The organism is Mycolicibacterium wolinskyi str. Jessa 2025, from assembly GCF_049241375.1.
In the GTDB taxonomy this organism is placed as follows: Bacteria; Actinomycetota; Actinomycetes; order Mycobacteriales; family Mycobacteriaceae; genus Mycobacterium; species Mycobacterium wolinskyi.
On sequence record NZ_CP185960.1, the window covers coordinates 3,091,716 to 3,109,004 of the forward strand.

The 17,289-nt window shown below is 68.4% G+C and carries 16 protein-coding genes and 1 tRNA gene; 11 read left to right on the plus strand and 6 right to left on the minus strand.

Annotation, left to right across the window (positions count from 1 at the left end):
- Nucleotides 1-39: 39 nt before the first annotated feature.
- The 3 genes from ACOI2T_RS15190 (at nt 40) to ACOI2T_RS15200 (ending at nt 1,823) form a co-directional block, all read left to right on the plus strand.
- Complete coding sequence (locus tag ACOI2T_RS15190) at nt 40-825, plus strand: DUF899 domain-containing protein (RefSeq protein WP_409501819.1); 786 nt, start codon at nt 40-42, stop codon at nt 823-825.
- Between the two features lie 44 nt (nt 826-869).
- Nucleotides 870-943, plus strand: a tRNA-Cys gene (locus tag ACOI2T_RS15195).
- A 25-nt stretch (nt 944-968) separates the two neighbouring features.
- Nucleotides 969-1,823 (plus strand): acyl-CoA thioesterase, encoded by an 855-nt coding sequence (locus ACOI2T_RS15200; RefSeq protein ID WP_409501820.1) that lies wholly within the window; start codon nt 969-971, stop codon nt 1,821-1,823.
- A gap of 3 nt (nt 1,824-1,826) precedes the next feature.
- Here ACOI2T_RS15200 and ACOI2T_RS15205 read toward each other — a convergent pair whose 3' ends face one another.
- Nucleotides 1,827-3,275, minus strand: a complete 1,449-nt coding sequence (locus tag ACOI2T_RS15205) for a glycosyltransferase family 39 protein (RefSeq protein ID WP_409501821.1) — start codon at nt 3,273-3,275, stop codon at nt 1,827-1,829.
- A 222-nt stretch (nt 3,276-3,497) separates the two neighbouring features.
- Between ACOI2T_RS15205 and ACOI2T_RS15210 the strand changes: the two genes are divergently transcribed.
- Entirely contained in the window at nt 3,498-3,689 is a 192-nt protein-coding gene (locus ACOI2T_RS15210; protein WP_409501822.1) for a hypothetical protein, read from the plus strand.
- Between the two features lie 93 nt (nt 3,690-3,782).
- Nucleotides 3,783-4,226 (plus strand): universal stress protein, encoded by a 444-nt coding sequence (locus tag ACOI2T_RS15215; protein WP_067852751.1) that lies wholly within the window; start codon nt 3,783-3,785, stop codon nt 4,224-4,226.
- Nucleotides 4,227-4,235: 9 nt separating this feature from the next.
- Here the strand turns inward: ACOI2T_RS15215 and ACOI2T_RS15220 are convergent, their stop codons facing one another.
- Entirely contained in the window at nt 4,236-4,925 is a 690-nt protein-coding gene (locus ACOI2T_RS15220; protein ID WP_409501823.1) for an MBL fold metallo-hydrolase, read from the minus strand.
- Nucleotides 4,926-4,998: 73 nt separating this feature from the next.
- On the opposite strand from ACOI2T_RS15220, the gene uvrA reads away from it, so the two are divergent.
- Nucleotides 4,999-7,893 carry an excinuclease ABC subunit UvrA gene (gene uvrA / locus ACOI2T_RS15225; RefSeq protein ID WP_067852746.1) on the plus strand — a complete coding sequence of 965 codons (2,895 nt, stop codon included), beginning with the start codon at nt 4,999-5,001 and terminating at the stop codon, nt 7,891-7,893.
- On the opposite strand, the gene ACOI2T_RS15230 is transcribed toward uvrA, so the two are convergent.
- Both ACOI2T_RS15230 and ACOI2T_RS15235 read right to left on the minus strand, forming a co-directional pair.
- The gene (locus ACOI2T_RS15230) at nt 7,883-9,043 is read right to left on the minus strand and encodes a winged helix DNA-binding domain-containing protein (protein ID WP_409501824.1); all 1,161 of its coding nucleotides are present in this window, start codon (nt 9,041-9,043) and stop codon (nt 7,883-7,885) included. The two genes, uvrA and ACOI2T_RS15230, sit on opposite strands and share 11 nt — an antisense overlap.
- Before the next feature lie 3 nt (nt 9,044-9,046).
- On the minus strand, nt 9,047-9,373 hold the full coding sequence (locus ACOI2T_RS15235) for a hypothetical protein (protein WP_409501825.1): 327 nt from the start codon (nt 9,371-9,373) through the stop codon (nt 9,047-9,049).
- 121 nt (nt 9,374-9,494) lie between these two features.
- Here ACOI2T_RS15235 and ACOI2T_RS15240 point away from each other — a divergent pair, with 121 nt between their 5' ends.
- The 3 genes from ACOI2T_RS15240 to ACOI2T_RS15250 are packed head-to-tail and all read left to right on the plus strand — an operon-like array spanning nt 9,495 to nt 12,976.
- On the plus strand, nt 9,495-9,992 hold the full coding sequence (locus tag ACOI2T_RS15240; RefSeq protein ID WP_067852740.1) for a lipoprotein LpqH: 498 nt from the start codon (nt 9,495-9,497) through the stop codon (nt 9,990-9,992).
- 57 nt (nt 9,993-10,049) lie between these two features.
- A complete protein-coding gene (locus ACOI2T_RS15245) occupies nt 10,050-11,780 on the plus strand; it encodes a hypothetical protein (protein WP_409501826.1) in 1,731 nt (576 codons plus the stop codon).
- Nucleotides 11,762-12,976: a CHAT domain-containing protein gene (locus ACOI2T_RS15250; RefSeq protein ID WP_409501827.1), complete on the plus strand. Its 1,215-nt coding sequence runs from the start codon at nt 11,762-11,764 to the stop codon at nt 12,974-12,976. The genes ACOI2T_RS15245 and ACOI2T_RS15250 overlap by 19 nt, the downstream gene beginning before the upstream one ends.
- Nucleotides 12,977-12,979: 3 nt before the next feature.
- Here ACOI2T_RS15250 and ACOI2T_RS15255 read toward each other — a convergent pair whose 3' ends face one another.
- A complete protein-coding gene (locus ACOI2T_RS15255; RefSeq protein ID WP_374214047.1) occupies nt 12,980-13,420 on the minus strand; it encodes a hypothetical protein in 441 nt (146 codons plus the stop codon).
- A 76-nt stretch (nt 13,421-13,496) separates the two neighbouring features.
- On the opposite strand from ACOI2T_RS15255, the gene ACOI2T_RS15260 reads away from it, so the two are divergent.
- The gene (locus tag ACOI2T_RS15260; RefSeq protein WP_409501828.1) at nt 13,497-14,831 is read left to right on the plus strand and encodes a hypothetical protein; all 1,335 of its coding nucleotides are present in this window, start codon (nt 13,497-13,499) and stop codon (nt 14,829-14,831) included.
- Nucleotides 14,832-14,836: 5 nt separating this feature from the next.
- Nucleotides 14,837-15,922 (plus strand): hypothetical protein, encoded by a 1,086-nt coding sequence (locus ACOI2T_RS15265; RefSeq protein WP_409501924.1) that lies wholly within the window; start codon nt 14,837-14,839, stop codon nt 15,920-15,922.
- 7 nt (nt 15,923-15,929) lie between these two features.
- Here the strand turns inward: ACOI2T_RS15265 and ACOI2T_RS15270 are convergent, their stop codons facing one another.
- Complete coding sequence (locus ACOI2T_RS15270) at nt 15,930-17,264, minus strand: alpha/beta hydrolase (protein ID WP_409501925.1); 1,335 nt, start codon at nt 17,262-17,264, stop codon at nt 15,930-15,932.
- Between the last annotated feature and the right edge of the window lie 25 nt (nt 17,265-17,289).

A 17,289-nucleotide genomic window follows, 5' to 3' on the forward strand; every position in this document is an offset into this window, starting at 1 on the left:
GATACCAGTGAGGCGATTTTCCGACGAGGAGTGATGCTCATGTCTGCACAGCCCACCGCATATCCCGACGTCGCCACGCGTGACGACTGGCTTGCCGCCCGCAAGAAACTGCTGGCCCGCGAGCGCGAAGTCACCCACCTGCGCGATGCCGTCAACGCCGAACGACGCCGGTTGCCGATGGTGAAGGTCGAAAAGGACTACGCGTTCGAAGGTCCCGACGGCGAAGTCCGGTTGCTCGACATGTTCGAGGGACGCAGCCAGCTCTACATCCACCACTTCATGTGGATCGACGCCAACGATGCCGGCTGCCCGAGTTGCACGGCCGCGGCCGATCTCACGTTCACCGAGAAAGACCGAGCCCTGCTGAACGCCAAGGACGTCACCTTCGCGTGTGTGTCGCGCGCGCCGTATTCCAGCATTGCCCGCTATCGCGACCAGCACGGCTGGACCTTCCCGTGGTACTCGTCGCGCGACAGCGACTTCACCTACGACTACCACGTGACCCTCGATCCGGCCCGGGCGCCGATCGAGTACAACTACATGTCCCTCGACGACCTGCATGCCGCCGGTTTCAGCGATGACGACCTGCACGGCGACTGGCCCGGCGCGAGCGTCTTCCTGCGGCGAGGCGACGAGGTGTTCCACACGTACTCGGCGTACGCCCGCGGTCTCGACCACTCGTCCGTGGGGTATCCGTTCCTCGATCTGACGCCGTACGGGCGCCAGGAGCCGTGGGAGGACTCGCCTGCCGGATGGCCGCAGGGCGGAATCGCGGCCGGCATGCCCGTTGCCGGCCCCGCCGACGGATGCAATCACCACGATTGAAAACCTGGGCCGGTGCCCGCACTCCTGGCACAGTCTGACCTGATGCGGGTGTGGCTGAGTGGCTAGGCACCGGCCTGCAAAGCCGTTTACACGGGTTCGAATCCCGTCACTCGCTCCAAAGGGGCACCGCGCATAATGCTGCGGTGCCCCTGCCGCAGTTAGCCGACATCCTGGCCACACTCGACCTTGCCGGCTCCGGCGACAACACGTTCGTCGCGACTCAGCTCGACAATGCCAACCACCACATCGTCGGCGGCCACATCGCCGCGCAGGCGTTGATGGCGGCAAGCCGCACGGCACCCGGACGGATACCGCACAGCGTCCACGTGTATCTGTTGCGGGCCGGCGACGCGCGTTACCCCGTCGACATGGAGGTCGTGAACCTTCGGGACGGCGGTGCGTTGTCGACGCGGCAGGTGCGGGCTCAGCAGGGCGGTGAGGTGTTGTTGGAAGCCCTTGTCTCGCTGACCGCCCCGGTCGAGGCGATGGACTATCACCAGCCGTTGCCCGATGTGCCCGCCCCCGAGGCGCTGGCCCCGGTCGAGGATCAGCTGAGTGCCTACGCCGACGAACACCACGGGTTCTGGGTGCGCCCGCAGTGGATCGCGCGCCGGTATGTCGATGCCCCGCCACGGCTGGCCATGGACATGCCCGACCCGCCGCAACACACGCGGATGTGGTGGCGGCCAACCGAACCCGTCACCGACGATCCGCTCGTCAACTGCTGTCTGCTCACCTACGTCACCGGCACCACGATGCTCGAAACCTCGGTGACGATGCGGCGCACCACGCAGATCGACTCGTTCTCGGCGCTCATCGACCACGCGGTGTGGTTTCACCGTCCGGCCGACCTGTCCGACTGGGTGTTGTCGGATCAGGTGTCGCCCAGCGGTATCGGTGGGCGTGGGCTGGCGACCGGGACGATGTACAACCGGGCGGGGCAGCTCGTGTGCACGGCAACGCAGGAGATCTACTTCGGCCGCGATCGGCGCGGTTGACGCCTACCGGGTCGATTTGACCACCTGGGCGAAGCTGAACTGCCACCGCTCGACGATGTGAAAGCCGAACCCTTCCGGCACGCGGTAGGCCGGTGCCCGCTCGAGGCGCGGCCCCGGATCGAGCGCTTCACCGCTCTGCCGATCGGGCACCGACGGATCGCGTTCGGACACCGTCCACAACACCGTGCATCGGCGAACCTGTTCGGCAACGCCCCAGATGCCGAGGTGAGCGTCCCACAGCCGGTTTCGCTCGACGGCAGTTCGTCCGCGGCCGGGATCGACGAGGTGGGCGTAGGCGGCGGGCCGGGCCGCGGTGATGGGCCGGATGGGCCCGGGTTTCCAGCTCGTGGTGTTGTCGAGGATCAGGCAGTCGCCGGGGGAGGCCTGGGCGGTGATGACGTCGGCGACCTGGCTGAAGTCCATGCCTTCCTTGGCATACGGCCCGCGCTGCACCACCAGGTAGTTGGGCGTGGCGGCGAGCGCGAACAGCGCAAGCACCGCGGTGATCCATTCCCGGGTCCGGGCAACCGCGACGACGCACACCGCGAGCAGCAGCGCTGCCGCCGGAGCGGTGAAGGACAGATATCGTGGATAGTAAAGCGGTTGCGCAACAGCTGAATAGGCGAGCAGAACCGCGGTGGGCGCGACAACCCACACCGCGGCGATCACCGCCAACTGCCGACTTCCGGTATCCGCCGGGCGAATTCGCCGCACCAGCAGCGGTGCGGCCAGTGCCACCGCGGCCAACAGCGCGAATGCCACACTGTGGTCGAAATACTGTTCGAGCGCCACCTCGGCGAACGTGTGGGAGCCCAACGGCGAGATCCAGCCCACCTGGAAACTCTGCGAGCGGCACCACAAGATGAGCGGCGTCACCGCCGCCACTGCCGGAACCGACGCGGCGAGCCACGGCCCGACGGCACGACGCGACAGCAGCATCACGGCGACGGCGTGGGGCAGCACGATCAACACGACGAAGATGTTCAGCAGCGTCGAGAGGGCAAGCGCCGCACCGTATGCCGCCCACCGCATGACGCGGCGCGCCCGGATCGCGGCGACGAGAAGTACCGTCAACCACACCGCAGCCAACATGGTCCACGCATACGAGCGGGCCTCGATGCCTGCCCAGGTGACCCGCGGCAGGATCGCGAACAGTATTCCGGCGCACACCGATAGCGTGCGGCTGGAGAATTGCCGACCCAGCGTCACGACACCGGCCGTTGCGCCGCCGACCGCAAGGCAGCTGGAGAACCGCGACCAGAACTCGGTGACCGGGAAGACCGCGAACCACCCGTGCATGGCCAGGTAGTAGAGGCCGTGTACGGCATCGATATTGCCGATCAGCGCCCAGAGTTCGGGCACCGGTCGCGTGGCCGCCGAGATCGTGGCGGCCTCGTCGAACCACAGCGATGGCCTGGCCGCCCCGGCCGCGCTCAGCGCGATCGCGAACATCGCGACCGGTATGGCGTCGAAACGGCCGGCGCGGTGCCGCGCGCCGAGACCGGTGACGCGCGCAGTGTTCAGTGAGAGCTCTGCGTGAATGGCCGTTTACCTCCCCCCAGACGGCAAAACCGTAACCCGCGGACATGTCGCCTGCGTGAAGAGGTGTTCGTCAGGCGTACCGTGGCTCATGGTCGGCGGATTGCCTGCCGGGTCGCGGGCTCGCATTCGGTCGTGAAAACCATTCTGCGGGTGCGATTTTGGCGTACCACCATGAGCCCGGTCACTTCTGCGCCTGCGGTGGCTGCCGGCAACTCGGCGCGGCGCGGCGTCACCTGTGTCACGGTCGGCACCGATTTTCGGCAAGCTGTGGTTAACATCAGTGCCGATAAACGTCACCGAGCCGGATACCCGACCGATTTGTGAGCTGCACGTACGGGTGTCGTGATTCGCGCCCCTGTCCAGCGGGTACGGGTTACTGTCTCGGGTGGCGTTGGAACTGACAGTGGGAGGATATGGATGAGCGCCTATCGAACCGTGGTGGTCGGTACGGACGGGTCTGATTCGTCACTGCGTGCGGTGGACCGTGCCGGTCAGATTGCCGCCGGGTCTAACGCGAAGCTGATCATTGCGACGGCGTACTTCCCTCAAAGCGAAGACCAGCGCGCTGCCGACGTGCTCAAGGACGAGGGCTACAAGATGGCGGGCAACGCTCCCATCTACGCCATCCTGCGAGAGGCGACCGACCGGGCGAAGGCCGCAGGCGCCACCGACATCGAGGAGCGCCCGATCGTCGGTGCGCCCGTCGATGCGCTCGTCGAACTGGCCGACGACGTCAAGGCCGACCTGTTGGTCGTCGGCAACGTCGGCCTGAGCACGATCGCCGGCCGCCTGCTCGGGTCGGTACCCGCGAACGTGGCACGCCGGTCGAAGACCGACGTGCTCATCGTGCACACCAGCTAGCGCGGCTTTCTACCAGCCGCGTTCGCGCCATTCAGCCAGGCTGGGACGCTCGGCACCCAATGACGTGTCGTCGCCGTGGCCGGGGTAGACGACGGTGTTGTCGTCGTACACGTCGAACACCTTGGTGGTGACATCCCCGAGGAGCCGTTCGAAGTCACCCGGCTGCCACGTCTTGCCGACCCCGCCGGGAAACAGGCAGTCGCCGGTGAACAAATGGGTGGCTCCGGACTCGTCCGCGCCGGACAGCGCGAGCGCCACCGAACCCGGCGTATGCCCGCGCAGGTGGATGACGTCGAGGGACAGGTCGCCGACACGGATGGTGTCGCCGTCGGCGAGGATGCGGTCCGGCGTCACCGGGAGCGGCTCGGCGTCGAGTTGGTGCGCCGCGGTGGGCACGCCTGTGCTCTTCGCCACTGCCTCCAGCGCCTGCCAGTGGTCGAAATGTTGATGGCTCGTCACGATCAGCACGAGCTTGGGCGCGTACTGTTTGATGAGTTCCAGCAGGACGTCGGCGTCGTTGGCCGCGTCGATCAGCAGTGTTTCGCCGGTTGACGTGCAGGTCACCAGGTAGCAGTTGTTGTCCATGGGACCCACCGACACCTTGATGATCGAGGCGTTGGCGAGGGTGCGCCGCGCCGCGGTTCCCGGATCCACGTGACCGGTGTAGGTGTCGTCGACCGTGATGTTGGTTGGGGTCATATCGCCACCGTATCGGGCTTGTCGGTACCCGCACATAGCATGGGTGTGAAGTCTGTTCGTGGAAAGGAACCGGGTGTCTGAACGCCTGATCATCAAGGGTGCGCGGGAACACAACCTGCGCGGAGTCGACCTCGACCTGCCCCGCGACTCCTTGATCGTGTTCACCGGCTTGTCCGGCTCCGGCAAATCGTCGCTGGCCTTCGACACGATCTTCGCCGAGGGGCAGCGCCGCTACGTCGAGTCGCTTTCGGCGTACGCGCGGCAGTTCCTCGGCCAGATGGACAAGCCCGACGTCGACTTCATCGAAGGGCTGTCCCCGGCGGTCTCGATCGACCAGAAGTCCACGAACCGCAACCCGCGTTCGACGGTCGGCACCATCACCGAGGTGTACGACTACCTGCGCCTGCTCTACGCCCGCGCGGGCACCCCGCACTGCCCGGTCTGTGGCGAGCGGATCGCCCGGCAGACCCCGCAGCAGATCGTCGACCAGGTGCTGGCGATGGACGAGGGGCTCCGGTTCCAGGTGCTGGCGCCGGTCGTGCGGACCCGTAAGGGTGAGTTCGTCGATCTGTTCGACAAGCTCAACACCCAGGGCTACAGCCGCGTCCGGGTCGACGGCGTCGTGCACCCGCTGACGGATCCGCCGAAGCTCAAGAAACAGGAGAAGCACGACATCGAGGTGGTCATCGACCGGTTGACGGTCAAGGCCACCGCCAAGCAGCGGCTCACCGATTCGGTGGAGACGGCGCTGAACCTCGCCGACGGCATCGTGGTGCTCGAGTTCGTCGACCGTGAGGACGACCATCCCCATCGCGAGCAGCGGTTCTCCGAGAAGCTGGCGTGCCCGAACGGTCACCATCTCGCAGTCGACGACCTCGAACCGCGCTCGTTCTCGTTCAACTCGCCCTACGGCGCCTGCCCCGAGTGCACGGGCCTTGGTATCCGCAAAGAGGTCGACCCCGATCTGGTGGTCCCCGATCCGGAGCTCACGCTGGCCGAGGGGGCCATCGCGCCGTGGGCGGTGGGGCAGAGTGCCGAGTACTTCACCCGCATGCTGTCGGGCCTGGGTGACCAGATGGGCTTCGACATCGACACCCCGTGGAAGAAGCTGACGGCCAAGGCGCGCAAGGCCATCCTGGAAGGCTCCGACCATCAGGTGCACGTCCGGTACAAGAACCGGTACGGCCGCACCAGGTCGTATTACGCCGACTTCGAAGGCGTCATGGCCTTCCTGCAGCGGCGCATGGAGCAGACCGACTCGGAGCAGATGAAGGAACGCTACGAGGGCTTCATGCGCGACATCCCGTGCCCGGAATGCGACGGCACCCGGCTCAAGCCCGAGATCCTGGCGGTGACGCTGGCTGCAGGCGAGTACGGCGACAAGTCCATCGCGCAGGTGGCCGAACTCTCCATCGCCGACTGTGCCGACTTCCTCAACGCCCTGACACTCGGGCATCGTGAGCAGGCCATCGCCGGTCAGGTGCTCAAGGAGATCCAGTCCCGGCTCGGGTTCCTGCTCGACGTCGGCCTGGACTACCTGTCACTGTCTCGGGCCGCGGCCACCCTGTCGGGCGGTGAGGCACAACGCATCCGGCTCGCCACTCAGATCGGCTCCGGGCTCGTCGGCGTGCTGTACGTGCTCGACGAGCCGTCCATCGGCCTGCATCAGCGTGACAACCGCAGGCTCATCGACACCCTGGTGCGGCTGCGCGACCTCGGCAACACGCTGATCGTCGTCGAACACGACCTCGACACCATCGCGCACGCCGACTGGGTCGTCGACATCGGGCCCGCGGCCGGCGAGCACGGCGGCCGGATCGTGCACAGCGGCCCCTACGACGAACTGCTGCGTAACCCCGAATCGCTCACCGGCGCTTACCTTTCCGGTAAGGAGAGCATCGAGGTCCCGGCGATCCGGCGGCCGACCGACCGGCGCCGTCAGGTCACGGTGGTGGGGGCCCGGGAGAACAACCTCCGCGAGATCGACGTCGCATTCCCGCTCGGTGTGCTCACGTCGGTGACGGGGGTCTCGGGCTCGGGCAAGTCGACGCTCGTGAACGACATCCTGGCATCGGTGCTGGCCAACAAGCTCAACGGCGCCCGCCTGGTGCCCGGCCGGCACACCCGGGTCAACGGGCTCGACCAGCTCGACAAGCTGGTCCGCGTCGACCAGTCGCCGATCGGCCGTACCCCCAGGTCCAACCCGGCCACCTACACCGGCGTGTTCGACAAGATCCGTTCGCTGTTCGCGGCCACGACCGAGGCCAAGGTACGCGGCTATCAACCGGGCCGGTTCTCGTTCAACGTCAAGGGCGGCCGATGTGAGGCCTGCTCGGGTGACGGCACCATCAAGATCGAGATGAACTTCCTGCCCGACGTGTATGTCCCGTGCGAGGTGTGCCACGGCGCGCGCTACAACCGCGAGACGCTCGAGGTGCACTACAAGGGCAAGACGATCTCCGAGGTGCTCGACATGTCCATCGAGGACGCCACGGAGTTCTTCGAGCCGATCAGCTCGATCCACCGTTATCTCAAGACCCTGGTGGACGTCGGGCTGGGGTACGTGCGGCTGGGGCAGCCGGCGCCGACGCTGTCGGGCGGTGAGGCGCAACGCGTCAAGCTTGCCGCCGAGCTGCAGAAGCGGTCGACCGGCCGCACGATCTACATCCTCGACGAGCCCACGACCGGCCTGCACTTCGAAGACATCCGCAAGCTGCTCAAGGTCATCAACGGCCTTGTGGACAAGGGCAATACGGTGATCGTCATCGAGCACAACCTCGACGTCATCAAGACCTCGGACTGGATCGTCGACATGGGACCCGAGGGCGGGGCAGGCGGCGGCACCGTGGTGGCGCAAGGCACCCCCGAGGACGTGGCGGCCAACCCCGACAGCTACACCGGCAAGTTTCTGGCCGAACTGCTCGATGTGCCGTCGCCGCGGCGCAAGCGGCGCAAGGTCAGCGCTTAGACACCGGAGACGGAAAGCGTGGGTTGACGCGTGCCGCGGCCAGCCATTCCGTCAGTTCGTCGGCCTTGCGCTGCAACGCGCGGTTCATCGCGCTGCCCGTCTCCTCCAGCAGGCACAGCACGACGCGCCCGTTCTCGTCCTGTCGCCAGCCGCCGACGATGCGGCCGTTGCACCACACCGTCGGGCCGGCGTTGCCGTTGGTGTCGAACACCTGGCTGCGGTGTGGGCCGACGTACCAGTCGCGGTCGAACCATCCCATGGTCGTGACGTCCAAACCGGGGAGTAGAGCGCACCAGGGGCCGGGATCCGGCTCCACCTCGAGATCATCGGGCAGCACATAGCCCGGGATGCCTTCGAGATCGACCTCGACCGCCTCGAGGTCGCGCAGCGCGGCGCGGGCCCACGTCAGGGTGTTGCCGAACCACCATTTGATGTCGGTGACGGTGGCCGGACCGAATGCGGCCAGCCAGCGGCGCACCAACTCGGTGCGGGCCGCGTCCTCCGACGTGGGTTCCGGTTTCGTGCCCAGCCAGTCCGCGGTGGTGGTCCACCGGGGCCGTGAAACGGTCCACGCGCCGTCGTTGGGTCCCCGCACGATCTCGCCTTGCACCCCGAGCACAGTCAAAACCCTTGGACCCAGCGGAATTTCACCGCCCCACCGCTTGCCCGGGGCGGGGTCGTGGCTGCCCGACAACTCGGGGAGCGCCGCGCGCAACTCTTTCGCGCTGGTCGGCCCATGCTGCTGGAGGTGTCGCAATACGGCCGCGCACGCCGCGCTCACCCAGCGTGCGCCGTCCGGTGCGACCCCGGCCTTCTCGACGTCACCGATGAGCTTGCGGAGTTCGTTGCCGGCGACCCGATCACTGGCACCGGCCTGAATCGCGGCGAGGTCGCCGGTGTGCACCATCCACAAGGTGCGCCGCATCGCCAGGTGCTTGATCACCGAGCGGCGCTCGTACAGTTCGGTGTCGAGGTCGGCGATCGCGAAGCCGGGCAGCCGGGCCCACAGCGACAGGTACGGCGTCGCCGGATCGGTGGAATGCAGCCCGACCAGGCCGGCGGCGGTGCCGGTGATGGAATCGGCAGGCGCGGTCAGGAAATGGCGCCGAGCCAGCCGCGCCCGCCGCTCGGCGGCAGTGAAAGTGCGCACTGCTCAGGACTTCTCGCTGTCGTCGTCCCGCATCGACTGCCGGATCTGCTTGAGACGCTCGGCCGCGGCCCGTTGCCTGGCGTCGTACTGCTCCTCGACCGCGCGGCCTTCGGGGGTGTCGGCAGCCAGCTCCGACGCCCCGATCGAGGTGCCGTAACGGGTTTCGATCTTCTCCCGCACGGACTCGAACGTCGGCACACCGGCCGGGGTGTAGCCGGTCTCGGGCGAATGGGATGTCGGCGTGGGGATCGAGCCCGTCGCGGGTGGGACGACCTCGCCTTCGACGACGGTTTCGTCAGATTCCGCGGACTGCTCGGGCTGCTCCGTCATGAATTCACCGTACCCGCGGCGACCGACATTTCTTGGGATCGGTAGCCGGTCGGCCCGCCTTGACTGAGGGCACGACGGAGCCATCGGGGCGACGCGGAACACGAATGGAAGGACGACGAAGATGAATCGAGTCATCGCAGGCGCCATGGGACTGCTCGCGACCGGCGCAGTGCTGGTGGGCTGCTCGGACGACAAGGCCGAGCCGGTGGCCTCGGGCGACAAGCCCGCAGCGGCCGCCGGTGCATCGGAGGTCAGCACGGGCGGCAACACCCAGGTCAAGGTGGACGGCAAGGATCTGGCCGGACTCGACGTCAACTCGGTGACCTGCGTCAAGCAGGGCGGCAAGATCAACGTCGCGAGCGCCGCGATCGGCGGTCAGCAGGGGCTCGGGGTCGTGATGACCGACGAGGCGACACCGAAGGTCGAGTCGCTCGGCCTGGTCTACGACGGCAGTGCGCTGGCCGTCAGCGAGAACATGGGCGTCAAGGTCGGCTCGGCCGAGGTCAAGGTCGACGGCGACACCTACACGATCACCGGCGAGGCCTCCGGGGCCGACATGAAGAACCCGATGGCCGGGATGATCAACAAGCCGTTCACCATCACGGTGACCTGCAGCTGACCCATCCCGACGGCGGCGGGCACCCGGTGGGTGCCCGCCGCTTCCTATGATGCGACGGTGACGATCGTCGGGGAGTTGGACCGCGCCCGTCACCTTGTGCTGGCCGGCGACGAGGGCTCGGCGCGCGATCTGCTGGTCGGGCTCCTGCCGAGGATCGAACAGGCCGACCGCGACGATTACGCGCTGGAGGTGTTCGCCCAGCTGGGTGAGATCTACCTCGTGCGCAGCGCCTATGACGGTGTGGCCGAGAGCATCCGGCGTATCCGCGACTGTCTGGCGATCTACACCGCGATCCGGGCCGGGCGCATGCCCGAAGCCGCGGATCAGGTGACGATGACCGATGCCGAGGTCGATCACATGATCTGCCGGTACGCGCGGCGGGCCGATTTCCTGGACGCCGGACTCGCCGCCGCCCAGGGAGATCATGACAGCGCGGCAACGCATTTGGCCGCTCTGATCGATGCCGATGAAGGTTTCGAGGATCTCGACGTCGAGTACCGACGGCTGGTCTGCCACGGCCGCACATCGGTGGCGGCGGGGTTGTGCGACGACGACCTGTACGCACGCTCGGTCCCGCTGTGGGACGCCGTGCTCGACGACATCGACCGGCCGGGCGACGGCACGGCCGAGACCGATCACCTGTTCGTCACCGGGGCGCTGGGATACGCGCGGTTCTGCGTGGAGTCCGGCCGGCTCGACGAGGCCGAGCCGTGGCTGCGCCGCGCCGGTGCGAGAGCAGAAGCCCGCGGCTGGCAGCTCGCCGCCGCGCGTTGCAAGCTCGAACGGGCCGCGGCGTGCTGGTCGACGGGTGAGTACGCCGAAACCCAACGGCTCGTCACCGAGGCGTACCCGGTGATCGCCGATCACGCCAGGGCGCACGACGTATCGCGAAGCTGGCTGTACTTCGGGCTGATCCGTTTGGGTATCGGCGCACTGCAGGAGGCCGACCAGTGCTGGGAGCACGCCGAGCGGCACTGGCGCGAACTCGGCAAACCCCTGCATATCCATCGAATACTGTTGCAGCGCAGTTGGATCGCGATCTTTCGCGGTGCCTTCGCCGAAGCCAGAGACCTGGTGGGCCAGGCCAGGGGATGGCTCGACATGTCACCCCGGCACAGTTGGCTGCAATACGCCCGGCTCGATTCGCACCTCGGCAACATCTGGCGGGCCGAGGCGCTCGCGGAGATGGGACTCGACGGGCTCGGCGAGCCTGGGCAGGACTGGCATCAGGTCGAGGCCAGGCATGCCGCCGGGACCGGCGTCTTCAGCTGCGAGCCCGGCAGTCCCGAGTATCGCAGCGCCATGGTCAAGCTCGAGCGGGCCGCCGATCTGAAAGTGCCGGCGGCGCTCGCAGTCGATTCGGTGCGCTACACGATCGGCGATGCCGGGGCCCGCATGCGTTGGGCGAGCAGCGTATCCGCGCCGATGCTGGCCGGTGCGTTCGCAGTCGCCTGGGAGTCCGACAACACCCAGCTGATCTGTGAACTGGTCGAGTATCACAGCGCGCGCGGCACTTTCACCCCGGAGCCGGCACCTCGGCAGGCCGGGGACTGGACCGCCACCGCCACCGCCGCGGTTCCTGTCGAAGCGGAGATGGCACCCGAACTCGCGATCGCCGCGGCCGCCGCGCCGGTCGGCGGCAGTGTGCTCACACGACTCGGACCGTTGCCGCCGTTGCGGATGGACCCGCACAGCGCGCCGATCCTGAACCGGTACCGCGAACTCGCGATGCAGCGCTACGGCCGCGAGGTCACGGCACAAGAGACCGAATGGACGACGTGGCCGTGACACAGACCCTGGTGCTGCGGTTCGCCGACGTCGGCATCGCCACATACGCGACCCTGCGGGTGGTGGGGGACCCGCAGCGGTCGGTCACCTGGGTGGTCGAGGAACCGTATCTGACCGCGGCCTGCGACGCGCTGGACAACGCGCTGCCCGACCCCTGCGGCTCCGAGACGCCCGCACAGGCCATTCAACGGGCCGTGGCGACCGGGGCCTTCGCCGACCCGGGGGCCGAATGGGATCTGGCCCGTACGCTCGGGGCCCAGCTGATCGGGGTGGCCGGCTGGCAGCTGCTGGCCGACTGCGTCGCATCGCCGCGGGCCGTGCTGTTCGTGACACCGAGCCCGCGGCTCGGCCGGGTGCCGTGGGGACAGTTGGCCGTTCCGGGCGCGGACGGATTCCGGTTGATGGAACTGGTGGACGTGCTGATGGCGGTGCCACCGAACATCGTGCATGGGCCACGGCGCCCGGCGCGCTGGGCCGAGCGTCGCAACGGCCCGGCGGTCCTGGTCCTCGACCCGCGCATCCCCGGGCAGCGGCCGGATTCCGCGTTGGGTTCGGTGCTGGGGCGGCCGTCGCCGCAGACGCCGCTGGCTCGTCACTTCAGCGGTTTCACCGGTGAACAGGCATTGCCTGCGGTCGCGGATGCCGTGGAACTGTTCCGCCGCACCGACACCGACCGGCGCTGGCTTGCCGAGGCCTGTGCGCGTGCCCCGGCGCGGCTGCTCTACGTCGGGCATGCCAGCGCCGCCGAGCATGACGCCGGCCACGCCGACCGTGCCGCGCTGCACCTGGCCGAGGAGCATCCGCTCACCGCGGGCGACGTCATGTCCGTACAGCTGCCCGTCCCGCCGCGTGTGGGGCTGCTGGCGTGCGCCTCCGGCGGGGACTACCGGTTCGACGAGGCCACCGGCCTGGTCGCGGCGATGATCCTGGGCGGTGCGCAGCTGGTCACCGCGACCCTGTGGTCGCTGCCGACGACTGCGGGCTACCGTCAATTCGCACCGGGTCCAACGGATTCCGCCGATCCGATGGCCGACATCGTCGTGGGCGTCGACCTCGCACATCGCGAGGACGATGCGGGCGTCGCGGTGAACCGCTGGCAACGTGCGCAGTTGCGGCGTTGGCGAGCCGGAGACGCCACCGCGAGCCCGCTGTACTGGGCAGCGCTCGCCACCTTTGCGGTCGACGGCGCCCGCTGACACTCACCCCGGCGATACGCACACTGCGATGGCGCTCTCGTCGCCGGGCCGGAAGTACGTGTCGATCACGCTGCCCGGCGTCACCTTCCGCAACGACGACGCCGGTATCAACGCCGTCTGGTGGGCCGGGAACTGCCCGCCGCCGGGCCTGCTGACCATGAGGTCGAGCTCGACCTCACGAAAATCCTCCCGCATGGCGCCGGTGGGACGCATGCCGGTGACGATCCCGCGGGACCGGATTCCGTTGCGTATCAACGCGAGCTGCGTGCTCGTCAGCAAGCCTTTGCGGATCAGCATGAGGTCGAACTCGGCCACGAGCTCCTCGATGGTCGCCAGTCGCTCGGTGGCCTCGTCGTCGGGGCGAGCGCAGCGGGTACGGCGGGCAGCGGCGAGCACGGCACTGGCGGCCCCACCGCACAGCAAGCACAGGGCGGTGATCATCATGGCGTCGGTCATGCGATGAGCATCGGGCCGGGTGCGAGCTACCGAACCCAAGTTGGGCCGCTCTATCCTGGTGCCGGTGAGCACCGGTTCCGACACAGCGTCCGCCGGCGCGACGGACCGGGTGAACACCGCCCAACCCCGCCGTGCGGTGATCGACCGGGCCTGGCGCGCGATCGGCCCCGGGGTCGAGGTGCTCAGCGGCGACGACGGCGGCCCGTTGCGGCGGACCGTCAAGCGGATCATCGACCCGCTGGTGCTGCGGCTGCGCAGCAACACGCAATACTCGGCGGCCGTGCTCGACGCCGAGGTGGCCGACGCGATGTACGCCACGATCGTGGGGCACACAGCCCAGTTGCGTGCCGCCGCCGCATGGTTCGTCCTGCTCAAGCAGGAGCGACGGCGTCAGCGCATCACGACGGGCAACGCGCAGGAACTGTATTTCCCAGTGTGTTTCGAACTCGCGGTCACCGACGGCGCCCCGGCCGCAGACGCGTCGAGCACCGCGGCCACGGTGCTCGCCGATATCCACGACGGCCGCGACCGAACCGCGATCGAGGTGCTCAACCGGTACGTGCGCGACCCGCAGGTGCTCGCGAAGCTGCGGCGCCAACTCGATCGCAGCTGGCGCGATGTACAGCCGACGCCCGCCATCACCGGCCCGTTCTTCGCCGGGCTCGCGACCGTGCTCGGCCCGGCCGACAGCCACCGCGCCGCGATGGCGCGCCAGCGCGTGTGGTCGGCCCTGGTCGCCGACGCCACCCCGTACAACCTCGGCGCGAAGGCACGCCGTTCGGTCACCGGGCTGCCGTGGTCGCTCGTCGACATCGGGCTGTGTTCGATTGCGCCGCAACAGCCTCCGGTGATCGACGGGGAGACCGAGGGGGACCGGCCGCTGGACCGCAGCGTGGTCGATCGGGTGCGGGCAACACTGCGGCGCGCGCTCGACCGCGACGAGTTGCCCGACGTTCCGCTGCTGTGCGCCGAGGAGGTCGACCGGGCTTGCGTCCCGTGGGGCCTGCTGGCCGAGGACAAGCAGGCGGGCCTGCTCACCGGTATCGAGGTCGCGGTCGATTTGCGGCCGTTGGCGCCGCACACATCGGCCCGATATGAACTGTCCGGGCGGATCCAGGCGCGACTGGCCAAGGAGGCCTACGTCTTGCACGCCCGTCGCTATCTGGCCGACTGCGGTCCCATCCACCCGCGCCAGCAGCAGGTGGTCGACGATCTCGGCGCGTTCGCCCGGCCGTACCTGAGCCGGCTGTGGGCGCGGTTGCACGGTCGCGACGTCTGGCAGGAATCCTGCGAGGACGTCGATGACATGCGGTCGGTGCTGGAGGGCGTGGCGAGATCGGTGAGTCTCGACCACCGGCAGCGCATCAAGGCGATGCTGGAAGTGCAGGTGGCCGGATGACTTCGATGACACTGCGGATCGACTCCGGCTTGTGGTGCACCGGATCGCTGCCCGACCCGCCACCGCTTCTTGCCGTCCTCGAGGTCAGCGGGGCCGTGCTGTCCTGGACGGTGGACGCCGATCCGGCCGAACCGCCGGTGATCGCGTTCACCGATCCGCTACGGGCCGACTGGCTTTGGCGCGTGCTCGGGGAAGCCGGCCACGTCGCCGTCGTCGATGCCCTGCGGTACCGCGACTCGGGAGAGCCATTCGACCTGACCGGCGTCGCGGTACAGACCGGCTCGGTGGCCGCGGCCCGCAGACTGGCCATCGGGCACTGGTTGCGGCGTTGGTGGCCGGCCAGTGCTCGCGACGGCATCGCGGCACTCGACCCGGCCGTGTTGGACGCCGAGATTGCGCTGCTGACCGTGGCAGCCGAGGACTACTTCACCGACGACACCCTCGATGCCGAGGTGGCCAGCCTGCTACAGCCGCATATCCCGGCACTGAACGCCCTTGCCGCACAAGGCGACCCGCGGGTGATCGCGATGGTGGACGACTGCCGCGAGCTGGCCGCCGAGATCGGCGTGACCTGGGTCGCCGACATGGCCGACGTGCGGCGCCGGGACGACTACGCCCTGGCGGCCGGGGCCGGCGGATCGTCGTCGCGGGACGCGATCGCCGGCGGCGTCGCGACCGTCAACTGGTCGGCGGTGCCGCCGGGTGTCTTCGACGCGGCTGATGGCACGGTCGAATGGTCGGTCGTCGCCACGACCGGAACGGTGAATGTCGTTGTGCAGGTCGCGGTGTCGGGTCCGAATCAGGCCGGGGGTATCGGCGCGCAGGTACGCTGCGGCGACCATCGTGGCGCCGGGGTGCTCGACGACGCCGGGCGTGCGGTGCTGCCGGTGTTCGGCTCTGATGGTCAAGCGCTGACCGAAACCCAGGCCTGGAACGTGGACTGGTCGTCAGCCGACGTCCGGATCGGTGCGGCCGCCACCGAATCCGCCGAGACCCGGGACCGGGTGCGGGCGTTCGCCCGAGCTCGCCTCGCCGCACCGCGAGACGATGCCTACCTGGCCGAGATCCTGGCCGCCGAATCCGATTACTGAGGCGCTGCTACTTGGCGGCCGTCTGCACGTACGCAGGCGAGGCGGGTTGAGCGGGCAGTCCGATGGCGGGCACCTGCGGCGTCCCGATGGCACCCGCCAGCCAGGGCAGGGCCGCCGAGAACGCGCGGGTGGCGAACGGCCAGTCGTGGCTGCCGGGTTGACTCACCACCGCGCACGCGATGCCGTGTGCAGAACCCAACGCGCACAGCGAGTCTGCGGCACGGGCCTGGTCGTTGGACCGGCCCGCGGGTTTGACGGTCGCCTGTGAGTCGTTGACGTCGAACCAGCCCGCCACGCCCTGGTACTGGCCGTGCCGGTTGATGACCGTGGTCGGATCGAACGCGTCCCAGGCGGCGGCGTTGCCACCGAACAGGCGCTCGATGGTCTGGGCCTTGGTACCCGAATTCGGTCCGAGGTCACCCGCGATGTCGACGAACGCGCTGAAGAGATCGGGGTGCATGACCGCCAGATCGACCGCACACGTGCCGCCCATCGACCAGCCGACGATGCCCCAATTGGCCGCGGCCGGGCTCACCCCGTAGTGGGCATTCATGTACGGCACGACATCCTTGGTGAGGTGATCGGCGGCATTGCCCCGGATGCCGTTGACGCATTCGGTGTCGTTGTTGAACGCGCCGCCCGGGTCGACGAACACGAGCACCGGCGCGTAACCGTGGTGGGCGCCGGCGAATTCGTCCATCGTCTTGATGACGTTGCCCGCCCGCATCCAGTCCGCAGGCGTATTGAACTCGCCACCGATCATCATGACCGTCGGGAGCTTGGGCGGGGGATTGGTCCCGAACCACGCCGGCGGTAGATAGACGTACTCGCCCCGATGCCGGAAACCCGATGCCGTATTGGGGATTTCGACAGGGACGACGGTGCCTTTGACCGGGATCGAGCCCTCCTGCTGCATGGCGGCGACGGTGACCAGATCGGTCTCGTCGGGCAGTGGCCCCGCCGTCAACTGGTTCCACGCGGTCTGAACCCACGGGAAATAGCCCACCCACAGGTTCAGGGCCAGCGCCGCACACAACACGCTGAGCGGGATCGCCAGTGCCGAGGCGCCGCGCCGCCACCACCGGCTACCGCGCCAACCCGCGACCAGAACCACGACGGCCGCCCCGCTCACCGCGACCCACACCCACAGCGACCGCGGCGCCGGGTTACCGGCCAGTCCTTCGCTCTGGATGTACCAGTAGGTGCCTGCCGCGAGAACACCGCCGACGAGGGCGGCCACCGGAAGCCAGACGCGTTGCCAGCGCCACGCGCGCCAGCCGATCGCGGCGATCAGAACCGCGACGGTGACGGCCTGCACAGTCGTCGGGACCCAGCCGTGCATCAGCGACAGATGGTGGTTGAAGGTC